Below are 16831 nucleotides of genomic sequence, written 5' to 3'. Positions count from 1 at the left end.
GGATATCTCCCCTCAACCGGCAAGCAGGCGGCAGTGGGAAGGCGGCGTCGATTTCAGGCCCAGCAATCCGGCCGGCAGATACCAATAGGCGGCATGGGCTACCCAGGAGCTGGCGCGTCCTGCTTTTGCCTTTCGCAGCGCGAACCAGGCGCCGAAGGCAACGATAATGCCGATAAAGATATGCTGGCTGAGGATCCCCCAGGTGAAGGGGATGAGCATCCCGGCGAACTCGTCGATGGTCCAGAAGCCGATGAGCTCCGGATCGTCGAGCCGACGTGGGATGATATATGGGTCTGCCATGGCGACGCGCCTTCCCGTCCGATGCGTCAGATGACCGCGGTGACGACCGAGGTGACGATCGGAACACCAGTGCCGACGCCGATGCCGACACCGACAGGAACAGCGACCTGTCCGAGCGAGAACCGGCCCGAGGCGAGACCGATGAGGCCGCCTGCAAGACTGAGGACGGTGATGATCTTGCCGCCCGAGCCTTCGAGGAAATCGGTGAATTTCGTGAGGGCAGGGGTGAAGGTCGTGTCGGCGCCAGCGTAGGCGGCGCTTGCGGCCAGTGCTGCGACCGCAAGCGGTACCGCAAAGGTCATGGCCCGCCCGAACTTCGAGGGCTTCTGATTGATGGCGCCGGAACGCCGGGAGAGGGTGAGAGACTGCATATGGAGCTCCATCTGGAGGGGTGAACCCAGCGTTCTTTCGTTCGCTGTGTGTTCCACATGCATCTAGGAAATCGATGTAGGAAAGTCGGATTGCCGCTAGGGCTGAAGTGGCGGACGAATATGGACGCATTAATTGGCCGGCGTCGGCGATAACACCCAGAAACAGCGGCTTATCTGTTAATCAACGTCGACGAATCCCGACAAGCGTGGCGGTGATTGTCGGCGACTCGGGCCTAGGGTATGATTCGCCTAGAAACGAGATGTTCCGTAAATGTTCTTTTCATTTTCCTACATGGATCACGCGCGATATGGCTACGACTCAGTTCCTCTTCGTTGGAGTTTTTGTCGATGCACCAGCCCGCGCCATTCCGAGGCGAAGCCAACACCAGCCTCGCGCACATTCTTGCCCATGCAATCGAGTCGTCTGACAAGCCCAAGCACCAGATCGCACGAGAAGTCGGGATCCACCGCGAGACCCTGCTTCGTGTCATGCGCGGCGATCGGCCGATCGGACTTGATGAGGCCGCGCGCGTTCTCGACGTGTGCGGCGCCTTTCCCCGCGCGAGCATGATCCTGGCCTTGGCTGGTCAGGAGGATCTCGCCTGCGAATGGATGCGCAGCGAAATGGGGGAGTTTCTCGAGGACTTCTTCACGGCCTTGCCAGGTCAGCTCGAACGCACGCTTGGGCGACGCGTGGAAGATTTGCGACCCCGGTGGGCGAACGGCACTTCACAGCTCGTCGCCCGCATGCTTGCCAAGCACATCGATGATATTGCCAACCGCGACATTTCGATGGCGCTGCCGCACTGATCCAGTTCACCTCGGAGGGGACCGAGAAATTGACCCGACAGGAGCGATCATGAAACCACAACCCCAGCACAACGACGATCGCTCAAGAGAAAGCAATGCGCTACCGCCATCCCCGCCACCGGCGCGGTTGTTGAGATTGCCCGAAGTTATCGACCGGGTCGGTTTGCGCCGCTCGGCCATCTACCAGCGAATGAGCGAAGGCCGTTTTCCCAAGTCGCGCTCGCTCGGACCCAAATGCGCGGTTTGGGTCGAAGCGGAAATCGATCAATGGATTAGTGAAATTGCGAAAGGCGGAAGTTGATCATTATTGGATTGCCGTGCGAAGTTCGGGCCTGGCCGCTCGGATGGCTGCGAAGCATCGCAAGAATGAGGTGTCGACAGACTGCTTTGTGGGGCCGCCACGTTAGCGTGCCGGACTTAGGACGGCCAGACTTCTGAACAATCCGTCGCTGACAGAGAGCGCCGACAAACAGGACTTTGGTATGGTCAAATCCGCTTCCCGTTAATGGTCATCCGTTCATGCTGATTGAGCTGGCAGCGTAGGCGGACTTCAGGCAGTCCCTGGGGCACCCTCAAGGTCGGAGCGGCGACGACGATGGACCGGTTTGGCCTGGTCGCCTGCTTCTCCGGCGACGAAGCCGCAGGCTTCCATGAATTGCCATGCCCTAAGCCAGTTACCGATGTCGTCGACCTGCAGGCGCTCGACATCGACGGCCATGGCCGGAACAGTGGCATTGTACCGCCGCGTCGCCGCGAGCTGTTCCACGTAGGCCTCGCGAAACATACCGGTCGGCCGAAACCCAAGGTGGTCGGCAAATACAGTTTCGATCATCGCGGTCACCATCGCCCCCCAGTAGGGTGTTTCCAGCCAGGTCGGGTGTTCGGCGTCGATGCATTCCGCGAGCGAACGCTTGGCAAGACGAAGGAGGCGATTAATGAATCCGTAGAGCGGCGCATCCGTGAACACGGCGCGGTCGTCCTCGGGCAATTGATCGGTGACGAGGTTGACTCTCTCCTCGTCAATCAGGCGGAACGGATTGATCGCGCAGATGATCAGATCGGTTTTCGCCTCGCCGAAGGCACGCACTTGGATCGAGTGCCAGCGCTTGCGGACGTAGCAGAACCCGTGGAGGCCTTCGTGCTCCATGATCTGAGCGGTGTAGGCGGTGATCTTCTTCAGAGCTTCGCGGGTGTAGGTCGGCAACGTATCGGGATTCGCATCGTCATATTCAATCCATCCTGGAATATCGTCGAATGACGCGACCACGCATGACATCGCCTCGTGCGACAGCAGCCGATTGGCGAAGTGCTGGAATTCCTTGTCCTCGGGAATGTAGAGGTCCAGTCGAAGGCTCTCTGCGGTACCAGCCGGAAAATCCGGCTGGTACAAGATGACACTGCGGTCGGAAATCAGGAGATCGTACAGATAGGCTTGCCGGGCGATCTTGGCGTCCATTGGCGTGACGAGGATGTTGAGGATGTCCTTGCCGCCCATGCCGGGGAATAGGCCGGCAATGTAATTGCTGTAGCCTAGGAGTTCGGTGAACGCGTTGCGCTCGGCAGGTTTGTCGATCTTCAACTCTAGGACGAACAATCCATCCCCATGGGTGCCGAGCAGGTCGACGAACATATGCCGCGTCTTGTCGAGCGGCAAGTTGATCGCGCTGCCGAGGAACTGACCGCTGGTCGCGAGCCGGTGATTGTAGCGCAGCTTCTCGATCGCCTTGCGCTTCAGGAGCTTCCAGAGCTCGAATTCCGGCTCGTCGTATTCGTCGAGATCGTTGCCCGTGACCGGAAGGACGGCGTCGAGCAGCGGCTCGGCATCGACGAGCACCGTCTCGAGCCCGACCGCCTCGAGGTGTTTCTGAACATCAGTTTCGTTGAACTTTGCCACGTATTTCCCCTTTCCTGACGAGGCGCCAGCGATCGTATCGGGCGAGGCGCGATGTGCTCCGCGTGGCGTCGCCGATGGGTTTACGGCCCTCATCTTATGACAGGCGCGAGGTGGAAGCGAAGTCCGCCGACATAGCCGTCATTCCCGGCTTCGGATTAACTCGCTAAATGCTGCCCTACATTCAGACACTCGCCGGTGACAGCAGCCGACCGTCTGGTTCTGGCAATCAGAACGTTCAAGCGGACATTGGTCAACCGCTATAATACGATCCTGCTCGACCGCCGACCTGCACTGGGCGCTGGAAAGTGCAATTTCCGCGAGACCGTGAAGCGTCCCTCCGTCGAAGCAATGGACTGCAGCCCGGTGGGGGGCCCTGTGCATTTACCAGCCACCGACCTTGTTCTTGATTTGATCTGAACGTATCAAGCGGAGATGGCCAAAAACATACTGATCTTCTCCGATGGAACCGGGCAGTTCGGCGGGCTCAAGCCGGACCAGCGCCTGTCCAACATCTACAAGCTCTATCGCGCTTCGCGTTCGGGTGTGGATTCGCATATCGATCCGGCCGAGCAGGTTGCTTTCTATGATGCCGGTCTCGGGACGGGCGAGGCAGGTGCGAGTTGGCTGCAGAAGATCTCGCGAATTTTTGGAGCGGCCTTCGGGACGGGCATCAGCGATAACATCGCCGATTGCTACGAAGCGATCATCAAGGTCTATGAGCCTGGTGACCGAGTCTACCTGTTCGGGTTCAGCCGGGGCGCCTACACCGCGCGCTGCGTGGCCAATGTAATGAACCTGTGCGGCGTTCCCTCCCGCATGCCGGACGGATCTCCGGTTCCCCGGGGCGGACGGGCGCTTAGGGACTTGGCCGAAGAGGCTGTGTTCGAGGTTTATGAGCACGGTTCGGGACACCCTCGCGAGAAATACGAGAGTGAGCGGGAGGAGAAGGCTAGGCGCTTCCGGGCAAAATACGACTGCTGCGGCTCGGGACAGGACGGTGAGGAACAAGGCAATGTGGCGCCCTACTTCGTCGGCGTCTTCGATACAGTGGCGTCGCTAGGGGCCGGCCGCGCTTTGAGCATCATCATCGCAAGCGTTTTCATTTTCCTATCGCTGACGGCCCTCGCTGCTTTCGTCTGGAAGTCGGCGGTACTGACCGCCGCGTTCGGCATCCCTGTGCTCTGGATCGGTTACAAGCTGGTGATGACACGCTTACGCCAGCGTAAGGTCATTCGCGATTGGCCGAATGCCGGGGACAAGAGGGTCCATTATGCAGTCTGGCGGATGAAGAACTACGACCGCTTTCTCGATACCAATGTGAAACACGCCCGCCATGCCCGCGCCATCGATGAGAACCGGAAGCATTTTCCGGTCGCAGGCTGGGCCTATTCGCGTGACGTGCAGCGGATGGAGGGTCTTGATCCGCCTTGGCTTCGCCAAGTCTGGTTTGCCGGCAATCACTCGGACATTGGGGGTAGCCATCCGGAGGACGAGTCTCGCCTGTCCGACATCGCGCTGGGCTGGATGGTCGAACAACTCGACGAACTCGAACATCCGATCTTGCTCGACCGAGATCGCCTCGCTCTCTGGCCCGATCCGCTCGGCATGCAGCACGACGAGAGGAAGGCGTTCAGGGAGGCTGACTGGCAACGTTGGTTGCCTGCGGCATGGAGAGTGACCTGGCCAGAGAGTCTGCGAAAGGTCCATCCCCATGCGGACCTTCACCCGAGCGTGATTGAGCGGTTAGGCGGTGGTCTTGTCACTGATCACGACAAGCGTCGGAATTACCGGCCCTCACCATTGCGTGACCACGCTTTAGCGAAAGAGTATTTTACACCTTCCGCGTCATCCATGAAACCTGTTGGCCCGGCGGCCGCAGACTGAGTCCGAGGCTGATCGCCCTTCAGGTTGGGGAGAAGCACGATGGTATGGACGCAAATCGCCGCCGCGCTGATTGGTCTGGTCGGAGTGCCGCTCGGAATAGCGCTCGGCGAGTTCCTCCGGCGGCGGCAAAGAGCCGAGCAGTTCGCGGCGGCGATCTTTGCCAAGCGCGTCGAAGCCTATGACGAGTTGATAAACATCTTTCATGATGGCCTTGGCATCGCCAACACCGTCATCGATGATCCCGCATTGTCATCAGACGAGCGGCATGCGCTGATCTCCGCAGCCATCGCACCGATTGCACAACATGTGGATAGAAACGTTCTTTACATCGACGAGAAATTGGGCGCACATTGCACCGCTCTATTCATGGGCCTCGAAGGATTGTGGAACCTGCCGAAAGAGGGCCGAGAGGTGCGCATCGATGAGTTCCGGGCAAGTTGGCTAGAGACCCGACGGATGATCCTCGAAGATTCGGGCGTAGCCAAAGTCCATGGGCTACTGCGCGACATCAACCGCCCGCGGATCACCTCGCCCGTGATCGAACGAAAACGAATAAGGGAACTGCGTAGCGATCGCCGATAGAATTTCGAGTTATCAAAACTGCGGGCCCACAGCGATCCGACCGATCGCGGCTAAATTGGCCATCAGCTGCCTTTCACAGGCGCCTTTGTCCATTTGCCACAGTTTCGCTAGATCGGGAACCGCGCTGACGGCCTCCCATGGCCAGGCGGGTCGTCCATCCACGTGCGCGAACGGGCCGTCGGATTCGATTAGCACGCGGTCGATCGGCATGCGCGTGGCCAGTTGCCTGCCCTTCGCGCCGCGTAGCATGGCAGGGCCGACGCTGAACCAGCAGCCGAGTTCGACGGCGCGATCGAGATCCCGCAATGGCCCCGAAAACCAGTGCAAGATCGGCGTGCCGGCGCCCGGGCAGGCCTCAAGCGCGTCGAGCACCTCTCCGCTCGCCCGCCGGCTATGCAGCGACATCACACGCCCGCCGGCATCGCGGCAGATGGTTAGAGCCCGCTCGAACACGCGCAGCTGTTTGCGCCAGTGATTGCGGTACTCCGGACCGCCGTCGAGACCGATTTCACCGACATACGGGGTGTCGACAACCAACTGTTCGAGCAGCGCGAGCTCGTGCGCGCGTTCATGCGCGATCTGGGGATGTAGCCCGAGTGCTGTGCGAATGCGGGGCGCGTCTTGCGCCAATGCCGACGTGCCGCGCCACGCCGATGGGGTCGTAGTCACAGAAAGCACGTAGAGGCCGCGCTCGCGGCACGCACGGGCCACACTGTGCGGATCCGGATAAAGATCGAGATGGCAATGGAAGTCGATCATTTCACGCCAAGGTGATCATGGAGCGCAGCAAGTTCTGCGAGCCCCCGCTTGACCAGGTCGCGGATCGGGACGGGGTCCCCCATTCGTGGATAGGAGAGCGCCGCGCCGAGCCAGGGATCGAGCCCGCCGGTCTTAACTTCACGCAGCGCCATTGCGAGCGAGCGAACATCGTCGAAATGAGCGTGTTCGCTGTCGCGTTTGCCGAGAGTGTCGTATCGATAATAGGTGGTATCGCGCGATGCATCCCAAGCGAGAAAAGCGGCACGGCGGACCTGACAGGGAATGCATCGCCCACAATGGTTATAGTTGTAGACGCGGAAGCGCCCGCAACTGACGGACTGGGCAGCGAGCGATCGCAACAGAGATTGATCCTTGCAGCCCACGAGCATTTCGCCCTTGGTTGCGTGTTCGTAGGGATTGATAAGCTCAATGCGAAGATCGGCGGCCGCGAGAATATCTCGGATGCGGTTGAGGAATTCCGGATGCGCCGTGCGCGTGCTGAGGCTCCCAAGACGAGTCCCGGTCAGCGGCGGGTTGATCGCGATGAAGCCGTTTTCACACACATAGAACGGAACGTGGACCCCATCATGATAGGCCTTGAGCGTCGTCGCAGCGAGGACGCCGAAGGCTATGAATATCAGCGACCTCGCCCGTTGTGAATCCTCCTTGCCCCAAGGAGGTTTTGCGTTGTGATTGAGAGGGAGGTGACGCAGCCCGCCGCCTATCGCTTCGGCAAATGAAATTTGGTTATCGCCATCACCGCGAACAACATTGCTCACGGCGAACGGCTTCTTGCCAGCTGCTGCTAAATCAATTGCGCCAATAAGACTGTCGAGTCCGCCCGAGAGCAACGCCACGCAGCTTTCCTGCGGATATTTGGGATTGCGCGGCGGCGCCGGCTGGAGACCGCGGGGTACGAAGCGCAGGCGCCAGCGATCGGTCGAAAGGAATTGTAGCGCGGCTTCAATGGCTCGAGCCTGGCTATTCCAAAAGTCGGGGTCTGCGACGGCAATGGTAAGATCGAGTTCGCGGGTCCAGCCATCGGGACTTTCCGAGCGCCATTCGGCAACATCTGCCGTCACGACCGCTAAGGCGATCGACAGAAAGTCCCATGCACGCGGCGCGACATTGAGGCGCGCGCGCAAAATCTGAGACATCGCTGCTTGGCCAGCGCTGCCGCGTGCGGATCGCTTGCCGAGTTGCGGGCTGCCTTGGCCGTAGAGCACGACATTGAGCGCACCGTCTTCGGCGAAGGCGAAATCTTCAGGGGCGCATACGAGCTTCATGCGGCATACCCTTCGAACACATCGAAGGTCTCCTGCAAGGCTTCTCGTACGACGGCGCTGATGCGCCCGGATGTCAATGTCTTGCCGGCATCTCGCAAGGCGCGGAAGGCGGCCGAAACAGTCTCCTTAACATAGTCCCGGGCCTGTCGAAGCCGCGCGAGACCGGTTGTCGCATTCGGAGCGTTGTCCCGAATGCTTTGCCCGACATCGAGATCGAAGCGGCGAAACACGTCATGCGCGGTGAAACGCTCGATGGCGAATTCGCGTTGCTCGGCCGTGAGCCCCATCAAATCAGCGTCGGGAAAACGGGTCAGCATTTCGGCCAAAGCATCCTTGATCGCTGCGCGCGAGGCTTCCGCATCTTGAGTACCATCGACGGGCCGGACCGCTTCGACCACGGCATCCATGATTTCGTCGACCGAACGGCCACCGAGTAGCGTAGGATCGATTGCACTTCCGGGCTCAGGCGGTCGGGCACCGGAAAGAACATCGAGCGCGCTCCCGAGTGCGCCGGCTGTGGATGCAGTGCCTGCCATCCGCCGCGACGCGGTCCGCGTACCGCCATATCCATCGCGGACATAGCGACCGAAGCCTCGTTGCATCGCGCTTCGATCGCCAGTTTTGCCGTAATCTCCGAGGCTGCGCCTGACGCCGAGCCAACGCCGCTCGGGCGCGATTGGCGACGGGGGACGCGAAGGGGGCTGCCCCTCTTCTTCATCCCCACCGTCATCGCCGTTGTCGGCGTCATCGGGAGAATGGTCGTCCCCATTGGGAGCTTCGGCGGGTGGGTCGTCGACCCAGCTGGGCACCATTGGGACGCCCGAGCCTGGACCCTTACTGGACTGCGACGTTCCCATTTCCCCTCCGCTTCTTGATCGCCGCTTTCACCGGACCACTGATGTCGCCGCTTTCCCACGTTTCAAATACGCCCGTGGCCCAAGGTTGGTCAGCAATCTTTGGTACGATATTGGGCTGAATCTGGGCTGCGGGCCGCTCGCGAAGGAACGCTGCAAGTCTTGCGCCCTGCACTGGATCCGCTTCGGCCAAAGCCAGGCAGGCTTCCAGGATAGGAGGCACGCCCCAGTTCTGCTCCTGCCGCGCGCGGTCGAGAAGCCGGTCCATCATGACTGTGGTCTCGGCACGCGATACAGTAGCGAGGCGCTTCATTAGCGAGGCTGCCATCTCGGGTTGTTCGAGCAGCGCGGTCAGGAGTTCCGCCGCCTCGGATGAAAGCCTATCCTCCGGCGTGATAAGCGGAGCATGTTCGCGGCTGACATAGAGCGCCCCGCGCAGGTCGAGGTCGGCGAGCGCGGGTGGCAGTGCGAGCCATTCCTGCACGAAGGGATCGTCCCAAGGCGGCTTGAGTCCGAGTTCCGCGCCGGAGACCGCCTTGGCTTCCCAATCGCCAAGAAAGGCGAGCTTGCCGGACTCGCTTGCGCTGACAGCGGCGATTAGTTCAGCGTACGCTTGCGGATTGCCCAGCCGCTCGAACAACAACAATTTCGCCAAGACGGCTTCGTCCACACCTACACCCTGCGCCTTCGAGATAGTCATGCGGATGGCAAGGGCGTTCAAGAAGCGCTTGATGAGTCTTGGATTGCCCGAAATACCTGTCGCACCAGTCATGAGCGGTGCGAGCCGATCGGCCGTATCGAGCTTGCCGACAAGTTCGTCGGGAAACTTTTCGTGGAGCGACTGGACGAAAGCGCGGTCAACGCGCTTGCCCTGCCACGTCTGCCGGAGCTGGTTGCATACGCCGGCGCGGATCGCCTCCCGAACGTGTTCGTCGAGATCGCTGTTCTCCACGAACAGCAGCATCATATAGGCGCGCACCTCTTGGGTGCCGAGAGCAGGAACGCGAATCGGCACCTGGATCAGCTTGTCGAAATAGTTCGTTGCTAAGAGATCATCGTTGACGCCTTCGAAATGCTTGCGAACCGCATATTTGATCATCTCGGTGTCAGCAGCGATGACGAAGGCCGTGTTCTTCAAAAAGAGGAACAGTCGGATTGCCTCGAGGGTCGAAATAGTCGTTTCAGGAAGGCAGCGGTCGAGGTCGTCGATTAGCACCACCAAGGTTACACCGAGTTCCTCAAGCGTCTGTTCGAACGCATCGCGTAGCGCCTGGATCTCCTTAGGTGGCGATGAATCGGGTTTGTCGGCCAGCAGACCTCGGGCCTGCTGGGCGGCATCTCCGGCCATTTTCTGTCCGTCTTCGATGAGTTTCTTGTCGGCGCCGCCACTCAGCGCTTTCTCTCCAAGCGACCATGCCTCTCCTATCAGGCCAGTAGGCGGCAAGCCGAAAGCGAGAGCAGCGGCAGAGCCCGTGAATAATTTCGCCGCGCGCAGCCACCTTACTCGTTTCAATAGGTCCCTTGCTTTATCGATCGCGGTTTCGCGACGTTCAGCTTCGTCTTCGAGCTTGTCGGCGATCACGTCCATCAACGCCGCTCGCGCATCGTCATAACCCTGATAAAGCCAGGCATTGAATTCTACGAAAACGAAGTCCTTTTCGTTCTCCCTGCCTTCACGGTTCGCCAGCGAAGTCTGCGTAAGCTTGATCATCGAGGACTTCCCGACGCCCCACGCGCCGGAGACGCCAATAGAAATCGGTCGCCCTCGTGCCTGCACGATGATTTCTGCAACCGTGTCGGCAACGCCCGAAAAGTTCAGAAAATCGCGCGTCGTTTCATTGTCGGCCCACACAGTCACCCCCTATGGAACATCAAACTATAGTCTCAGCACCGCTGGAACAAGAATCGAACGGTGGCGCGTCCACGATTGCTTGCGTTGCATGAGAATCGACAGACTAATCTGCCGGACGCCGCCATATGACGGGACCGCCAGCTGTCTGCAAAGAGGGGAAGAGGCACATGAAGCTGTTTACGCTAGACCAGCTCGAGGCGATTGCAGGTGCACTGGGCGATACAAAGAGCGGGCTCACCAACCCGGAGATCGCATTGCTGCTGGCATCGGCGAAGATGGTCGATCCCGGCAAGATGACCAAGCGTGTTCGCATCTACAATGCCTTTGCAGAAAGCCAGAACAGCAAGCGAAATAGGACCAACATCCTGGAGTTCATCCGCTTGGCCATGAGCCCCGCACGGTACAGCCGCGAGCCCTATCGTTTCGAACCGATGCGGGCACTGCTAAACCAGGCGCTTGCCTTCGCCGGCCTGGTCGTCGACGAAGCCGGCCGCTTATCCAGCAGCGAGCCGGCGATGACCTTGCCGCAAGCACAACGCCGGGCGCGCGAGCTCCGCGCGGACCTGGAAGGGCGAGGCGTACATCCCGACGTGCTCTCATTTTGCCGAGCGGAGTTGCTTGCCGACAACTATTTCCACGCAGTGCAGGAGGCGGTGAAGAGCGTTGCCGACAAGATGCGGAAGAAATCGGGGGTAAGCGACGATGGCGGGGCGCTCGCGGATAGCGCGCTTGGCGGGGAAGCACCCATCCTCGCGATCAACGGGCGTGCGACCCTTAGCGAAAAGAGCGAGCAGAACGGCTTCGCCAACCTCGTCAAGGGCGCGTTCGGCATGTTTCGCAATCCGACTGCGCACGAGGCGCGAATTCATTGGGCGATGACAAAGGAGGATGCCGAGGATCTGTTGACGATCGTGTCGCTAATTCATCGTCGTCTCGATGCGGTTCATGTCTCCGCCCGGCCCTAGAACAGGCCATTATGGTGAAGCGATGGCGCGCTAGCTTCGGGAGTGACTCGAGCACGATGAATGAGTAAACGAGGGAGCGAAGCTGCCGCGCTTCGCCGAGCTGAATGAACGGCAGGATGGTTTGCCGCGCCACCAGAGGCCGCTATTCCGCAGTGTCCAACGCAGCAGACGTGGTGAACCCGCCAATCGATCTTAGATTTGATGCGTCTATCTTTCGATTAGCCGCATGGAAATTGCCGGTTAGTTGAGATTCAGATCCGTGATCCCGGGCGTGACCTTACGGTCTCGCGCCACTCCGTCCGCCCGTAATGTGTCAATTTTGACACCGTAACGCTGTTTCATGGGATAATGCTGCGAGTTTGCGACATTATGAGCCGTTGTCTGAAGTGAACTCTGCGATTGACGGCAGGCTTGGCCCAATTACCTACAACGAGATCTGCGTCCCAGAAATCAGAACGGGGTCCAAGCCTGCCTCCTCCTGCTGGAGGAACAGCGAAGGTTCGTCGTCTGCGCGAAACGGCGAACCTGATTTCCACATTCCGAGCATGATCACCGCAAGCTTCCTGGCCACGGCAACGCGCGCCTTCAGGAACCCAACCCGCTGAGCCAGCTCGAGACCCCAAGTGCGAAGTCGGCTTTCGATCTCAATCCTGCAAAGTAGCACGGTGGCTGCGGTAATCAGGTGCATCCGTGTCAGCTTGTTCCCGTGCCGACTGATACGCCCCCGGCGTGAAGTGGCGCCTGATTGATATAGGGTTGGGGTCAGGCCCAAGTATGCTCCAACGTCACGGCTCCGCTCAAATCGATGTGGATCGCCGATGGCACTGTAGAACGAAAGAGCGATCACAGCTCCGACGCCGGGGATCGTCTGGAAATTGCGACATGTAGGATTGTTCGATGCGATGTCGCGCATCTGCCGGTCAAGAGCGGAGATCTGCTCTCTGAGAGCCTCGGAAATTTCGACGAGCGGTTGCAGATTGACCCCGATTTCAAGCCCGTGCTGTCGCATTTTCCTTACCTGGTCGCTCACCTCAGCGGCTAGCGCACCCCTTCCGTTCAGGAGTTTCACGTTCCCGCCGTATAACCTGAAAATCGATTGGATGAGCGCATCTGTCCTGGCGCGGTTCTTCAGCATCGTTCTCCGGACATTGATCAGGGTTCGGATATTCTGATGTTCCATTGGCTTCACGAAAACCTGCGACCCCATCGATCGAGCGAGCCGCCCGAGCTCTGCGAGCCCTCGAGCATCGTGGACATCTGTTTTCTGTCGCCTGATTGCCAGGAACTTGCTCGATTTGCGCACATCGACCACCTGAACAGGGAATCCGTATGAGCGCAGTTCTCGAACCATCTGGGTGCCATTGCCGGCTTCGATCGTGAGGCACTGCGCTGCCTCTACGCCAAACCTCCGCAGAATATCTCTGATGGGTCCGGATTTCGTTTCGCATATCGCTTCGAAGAGGATCCCGCCCTCTGCGTCGATGAGGCAAACGGCTGTTTCGAGATGCCCCGCATCGAGCCCCACCCAGTAGTGCTGATAAGCCAACCAGCGCCTCCTTCGAAACCTGTCCAGAAAGCCCAACCTAGGTTGGGCCGCGCAACTCGCCGAGTAGGAATTGTCCGCTCTGGCGTGATAGTGGAATAGGATATGCTAGGAGTGGATAGGATGACCCCAAGGCAAGCGCTTGATGATTTGATCCGCGAGCGGGACGAGACCTACGCTGCGGTTTCGCGTCTGCTTGGCCGAAACTCCGCCTATATCCAGCAATACATCAAGCGCGGCACGCCCGCGCGTCTCGATCAAAGCGACATCGCTCAGCTGGCTTTGCATTTCGATGTTCCTGCCAAACTGCTCGGCGGAAAAGAGAGTTCTTCAACTTCGCGACGTTCGGTCATCACTGTGCCGGTCATCGAGGCCAAGGGCCTAGAAACTCCACAGGAACGATCCCGTATCGTCGATGAAGCCTGGCTAAGACGCCTATGCAACAGGCCTGCAGGCGTGGCGATCTTACCCATTGTTGGGGAGGCTATGCAGCCGACCCTGCAGAATGGTGACGAGGTCATAATTCAAAGGTTGCGCTCTCATGATGTCCTGCACGACGGGCTCTACGCTGTCCGGGGATTGTCAGAGACGTTTGTGAGGCGGATCGCACTGGACCCGACTAAAAATCGCATTTCTGTCCTGACCGATCATCCAGCCTACCCAAGCTGGAGCGGCGTGCAACGAAAGGCGATCAATGTCGTCGGCAAGGTGATCTGGATTGGTTCACAGGTGTCGTGAGTGGGAGCTACGTTGCCCGCCATATACGCTAATTTGCGAGGTGAGCGCCCACTGCTCCGTCAGGTGGAACGGTCTGCCGCGATCTAATTTCTGCTCATCGCAAAGGTCCCAAGATGGGGGTATTACAGGGTGTATTTTTGGCGAAGCTGATAGAGAAATAACGGTATAACAGCTGGTTAAGTGACGTTGGTGGATCCCTCCACCGCTACCAAGAATCGAGCGCTTAGCGTTCGTTTCGAAGAGCGGTTTACACAAAGGTGTAAACCGCCGCGATCCCGCGTCAGTCCACAATTCTTATTCGAGGGACAATCGCGCCATCCAAGATTTGTCACCAATTGGCAGCGGACTTCGATTGCCGAATTGAGGCATGCCCGTCGCTCAACCCGAGGCGCTGGCCGGTTTCCGGCTCGCCGCCTGTCTGGAGGCAGTGCGATGTTGCAAAAGCATTTCGCGACGAGCGATCAGATTGCGGAGATCGACCGGCTTTCCGAGGCCCGGCGATCGGGTACGACTGGCGAGGCCGAGACGGCCGACGCCGAGCTCGACCGATTCCTGCGCGCGCATGGCGTGACGCTTGGCCAGTACGATTCTGCGATCATGGATCGGATCAGCGAGGAGTGGGGTCTTGACGACGCCGACCGGAGAAGGGCGAGGGCGAACGCACAAGTCAATGCCGCGCCCATTGATCGATGCTGCCCCGCCTGCGCGTTGCTGATCTCGTCGGGGTGCAAAGATTCCAATGCGATCTACCTTCCCCATGTCCCACGACCGCAGGTGGCGCTCAATGGCGGATAGGGGCGAGGCGCGATCACAGGGCGGTGTTGCCCAGCGCAAGGCGGCGGTGCGCGCGCGGCTCTCGATCGGGGCGGTGGTGGGGGGGCACGTCAAGCTCTCGGGTTCGGCAGGGTCGAGGAATCGGCGCGGAAAGTGCCCGTTCCACGGTTCGAATTCGCCCAGCTTCGCGCTGTTCGACGCGCATTCCGGCGACGGCGGGGCGCATTGCTTCGGTTGTGCGTGGCATGGTGATATCTTCGATTTCGTCGCGGATATCCGCGGCGTCGGCTTCATGGATGCTCTGGCCGAGCTCGAGGGGCTCGCGGGGCTGGGCCGCGCGGCCGTGGCGCAGGGGCTGGGCCCGGTGCAGCGGGCGCGCAATCCGGCGCAACACAAACTCTCCGAATATGTCGAGCCGATCGAGCAGGGCCGCTGGATCTGGCGGCACGCCGTGCGCGACGATACCGCGGTGGCGCGCTATTTCGCGGGGCGCGGGGTGCCCGGTGCGGTGCTGACACCCGATCGGCTCGCGGCTTTCCGGTACCTGGTGGAATGTCCCTGCACCGGTTGGCGCGAGGGCGAGGATCCGCGCAAGGTCATCCATGCGCCGGCAATCATGGCGCTGATGGTGCGCGCGGAGCGTTCGGATGCGGGCGAGGTAAGTTTCGTGCCGCAAGGTTTGCATGTCACCTATCTGTCGCCGGGAGGCGACGGCACCATGAAGCGGCGCAAGCCCTGGGCGAAGGCCGACGATCCCGATCCCTGGTTGCCGAAACGTCGAATGCTCGGCCCGGCCGGCAGTGCGGCGGTGGTGCTCCTCGGCGACTTCGCGCGGACCAGCGGCGAGCGGCGCGACGTACAGCTGCGCCTGCTTGATCTTGATGCGCGCGAGAAGCGGGCGAAGCTGGAACAAATCCTCGCCCTCGAGGAGCTAGGCAAGGCGAGCAAGGCCGAAGCCGACGCGGCGCGCGAGCGGCTCGCACTGCTCGACAGAAACTATGCCCTTCGCCGCGACTCCACCCTGCGTGGGACGGCCGGGCCCGGCGAAAATCTCCTGCGCGAATTGAACCAGTCGCCGGCGGAGCTTTCTGAGCGGATCGATCAGATAAAGGTCGACGCGATCGAGAATTTGAGCGCCGGGCTTGTCGACGCGATCGTGAACTTCCGCAGCCTGGGCGACGTCGCGGTGTCGACGCTGCAAGTGATCCAGCGCGGGCTGCTCGAAATCGCCGTCGAAAAATACGTGGCCGAGCCGCTCGCCAAACTGGTGTTCGGCGCGGAAGCGGGTGCGTTGTCGGGCGAGGGCATGGAGGGCTCGGCCAAATCTCTCGGAGAATCGGGTGTGGTGCTTTCCACCGCCGGCGCGACGCTCATCACGGCGGCGACGGCCTGGCAGACGACGGCGGCGGCAATCAACGCCTCGGCAATCGCGCTGGCCAACTCGCAGGGCGGGGGAGGCTCGACCGGCGGCAGCATCCTCGGATCGATCCTGGGCATCGCGGTCGGCGCATTCGGCGGAGGCGGGCCGAGCGCCAGCCTGGTGAAGGACGTCGGCGCGACGCTCGACGCGAACCCCGGCCTGTTCGCGAGCGGCACCGACCGGATCCCGACCGGGCGCTGGTTCGACGTCGGCGAGAACGGCCGCGAGCGGATGCGGTTGCACGAGGGCGGGCGGCTCGAGGTGATGGGATCCGCGCGCACGCGTCGGATGAGCGATGAAGGCAGTTTCGCCCCGGTGCTCAACGTGACCGTGAACGTCCCTTCGCGCGCCGATCCGCGTCGCACTGCCAGGACGGTCGCCCTGGCGACACAGGGCGCCATTGCGAAGGCGAATCGGCAGGGCATCGCGCGGGGGATTATCCGTGATTGAGGATCTGAAGCATGAACGCAGGCCCCTGCGCGTCGCGTCGCCGGGTATGTCGATTACGGCGCAGCGGGGCTTACGCGTGAACGGTGGTTGCGGTAAAGTCGCGAGTATGAGGCGGTAATCAGTGAAAATCATCGGCGAGCACGACCAGTTCCGCACATTTAGCATCACGACCGACGCACCCTCGCCTGCACCCGCTTCACCTCCCCAACAGACCGAACTGCGATCGCCGATCGTGGCGATCGAGACCCCTCAAAAGCCGATATTCGTCGTGGTCGACGATCCGACTGCTTTTCCGGCGCGCGCGGCGCTGCGGGTGCGCCGCCGGAGCGAGCGGCGCGCGGCGATCGGT

The 16831-nt window shown here is 60.7% G+C and carries 17 protein-coding genes; 9 read left to right on the top strand and 8 right to left on the bottom strand.

From position 1 onward, the window contains the following. Window positions 1-12 precede the first annotated feature (12 nt). Both traL and KYK83_RS15165 read right to left on the bottom strand, forming a co-directional pair. Window positions 13-300, bottom strand: a complete 288-nt coding sequence (traL, locus tag KYK83_RS15170; RefSeq protein WP_007013892.1) for a type IV conjugative transfer system protein TraL — start codon at window positions 298-300, stop codon at window positions 13-15. 26 nt (window positions 301-326) lie between these two features. Continuing rightward, window positions 327-671 carry a TrbC/VirB2 family protein gene (locus tag KYK83_RS15165; protein ID WP_222828896.1) on the bottom strand — a complete coding sequence of 115 codons (345 nt, stop codon included), beginning with the start codon at window positions 669-671 and terminating at the stop codon, window positions 327-329. Between the two features lie 348 nt (window positions 672-1019). Between KYK83_RS15165 and KYK83_RS15160 the strand changes: the two genes are divergently transcribed. Together KYK83_RS15160 and KYK83_RS15155 are read left to right on the top strand one after the other, a co-directional pair. Further along, window positions 1020-1481 (top strand): transcriptional regulator, encoded by a 462-nt coding sequence (locus KYK83_RS15160; RefSeq protein WP_222828895.1) that lies wholly within the window; start codon window positions 1020-1022, stop codon window positions 1479-1481. A gap of 49 nt (window positions 1482-1530) precedes the next feature. Continuing rightward, window positions 1531-1782 (top strand): AlpA family transcriptional regulator, encoded by a 252-nt coding sequence (locus KYK83_RS15155; protein ID WP_222828894.1) that lies wholly within the window; start codon window positions 1531-1533, stop codon window positions 1780-1782. 249 nt (window positions 1783-2031) lie between these two features. Here the strand turns inward: KYK83_RS15155 and KYK83_RS15150 are convergent, their stop codons facing one another. Then, window positions 2032-3375: a hypothetical protein gene (locus tag KYK83_RS15150; protein ID WP_222828893.1), complete on the bottom strand. Its 1344-nt coding sequence runs from the start codon at window positions 3373-3375 to the stop codon at window positions 2032-2034. Window positions 3376-3807: 432 nt separating this feature from the next. Between KYK83_RS15150 and KYK83_RS15145 the strand changes: the two genes are divergently transcribed. Together KYK83_RS15145 and KYK83_RS15140 are read left to right on the top strand one after the other, a co-directional pair. Further along, entirely contained in the window at window positions 3808-5259 is a 1452-nt protein-coding gene (locus tag KYK83_RS15145; RefSeq protein ID WP_222828892.1) for a T6SS phospholipase effector Tle1-like catalytic domain-containing protein, read from the top strand. A 39-nt stretch (window positions 5260-5298) separates the two neighbouring features. Next, window positions 5299-5841 (top strand): hypothetical protein, encoded by a 543-nt coding sequence (locus tag KYK83_RS15140; RefSeq protein ID WP_222828891.1) that lies wholly within the window; start codon window positions 5299-5301, stop codon window positions 5839-5841. Window positions 5842-5853: 12 nt separating this feature from the next. Here KYK83_RS15140 and qatD read toward each other — a convergent pair whose 3' ends face one another. Genes qatD through KYK83_RS15120 form a run of 4 tightly spaced genes read right to left on the bottom strand, consistent with a single transcriptional unit; the run spans window position 5854 to window position 10592 of the window. Next, window positions 5854-6600, bottom strand: coding sequence for a Qat anti-phage system TatD family nuclease QatD (gene qatD / locus KYK83_RS15135; protein ID WP_222828890.1), 747 nt, complete (start codon window positions 6598-6600; stop codon window positions 5854-5856). Continuing rightward, window positions 6597-7886, bottom strand: a complete 1290-nt coding sequence (gene qatC, locus KYK83_RS15130) for a Qat anti-phage system QueC-like protein QatC (RefSeq protein ID WP_222828889.1) — start codon at window positions 7884-7886, stop codon at window positions 6597-6599. Before qatC ends, qatD begins: the two co-directional genes overlap by 4 nt. After that, the gene (gene qatB, locus KYK83_RS15125; RefSeq protein ID WP_222828888.1) at window positions 7883-8698 is read right to left on the bottom strand and encodes a Qat anti-phage system associated protein QatB; all 816 of its coding nucleotides are present in this window, start codon (window positions 8696-8698) and stop codon (window positions 7883-7885) included. Before qatB ends, qatC begins: the two co-directional genes overlap by 4 nt. Before the next feature lie 22 nt (window positions 8699-8720). Next, window positions 8721-10592 carry a KAP family P-loop NTPase fold protein gene (locus KYK83_RS15120; protein WP_222828887.1) on the bottom strand — a complete coding sequence of 624 codons (1872 nt, stop codon included), beginning with the start codon at window positions 10590-10592 and terminating at the stop codon, window positions 8721-8723. A gap of 167 nt (window positions 10593-10759) precedes the next feature. On the opposite strand from KYK83_RS15120, the gene KYK83_RS15115 reads away from it, so the two are divergent. Beyond that, complete coding sequence (locus tag KYK83_RS15115; protein WP_222828886.1) at window positions 10760-11557, top strand: TIGR02391 family protein; 798 nt, start codon at window positions 10760-10762, stop codon at window positions 11555-11557. Between the two features lie 424 nt (window positions 11558-11981). On the opposite strand, the gene KYK83_RS15110 is transcribed toward KYK83_RS15115, so the two are convergent. Then, on the bottom strand, window positions 11982-13082 hold the full coding sequence (locus KYK83_RS15110) for an IS110 family RNA-guided transposase (RefSeq protein ID WP_346729476.1): 1101 nt from the start codon (window positions 13080-13082) through the stop codon (window positions 11982-11984). Between the two features lie 141 nt (window positions 13083-13223). Here KYK83_RS15110 and KYK83_RS15105 point away from each other — a divergent pair, with 141 nt between their 5' ends. The 4 genes from KYK83_RS15105 to KYK83_RS15090 all read left to right on the top strand — a co-directional run. After that, window positions 13224-13838: a S24 family peptidase gene (locus KYK83_RS15105; RefSeq protein ID WP_222828884.1), complete on the top strand. Its 615-nt coding sequence runs from the start codon at window positions 13224-13226 to the stop codon at window positions 13836-13838. 432 nt (window positions 13839-14270) lie between these two features. Then, window positions 14271-14633, top strand: coding sequence for a hypothetical protein (locus KYK83_RS15100; RefSeq protein ID WP_222828883.1), 363 nt, complete (start codon window positions 14271-14273; stop codon window positions 14631-14633). After that, window positions 14623-16482 (top strand): CHC2 zinc finger domain-containing protein, encoded by a 1860-nt coding sequence (locus KYK83_RS15095; protein ID WP_222828882.1) that lies wholly within the window; start codon window positions 14623-14625, stop codon window positions 16480-16482. The genes KYK83_RS15100 and KYK83_RS15095 overlap by 11 nt, the downstream gene beginning before the upstream one ends. A gap of 121 nt (window positions 16483-16603) precedes the next feature. Then, window positions 16604-16831: hypothetical protein (locus KYK83_RS15090; RefSeq protein WP_222828881.1), on the top strand; the 228-nt coding region annotated here is incomplete at its 3' end.

Source organism: Qipengyuania pacifica, from assembly GCF_019857205.1.
Classification (GTDB): Bacteria; Pseudomonadota; Alphaproteobacteria; order Sphingomonadales; family Sphingomonadaceae; genus Qipengyuania; species Qipengyuania pacifica.
The sequence above is the reverse complement of the archived record's forward strand: the minus strand, read 5'-3'. Positions and strand labels throughout refer to the sequence as shown.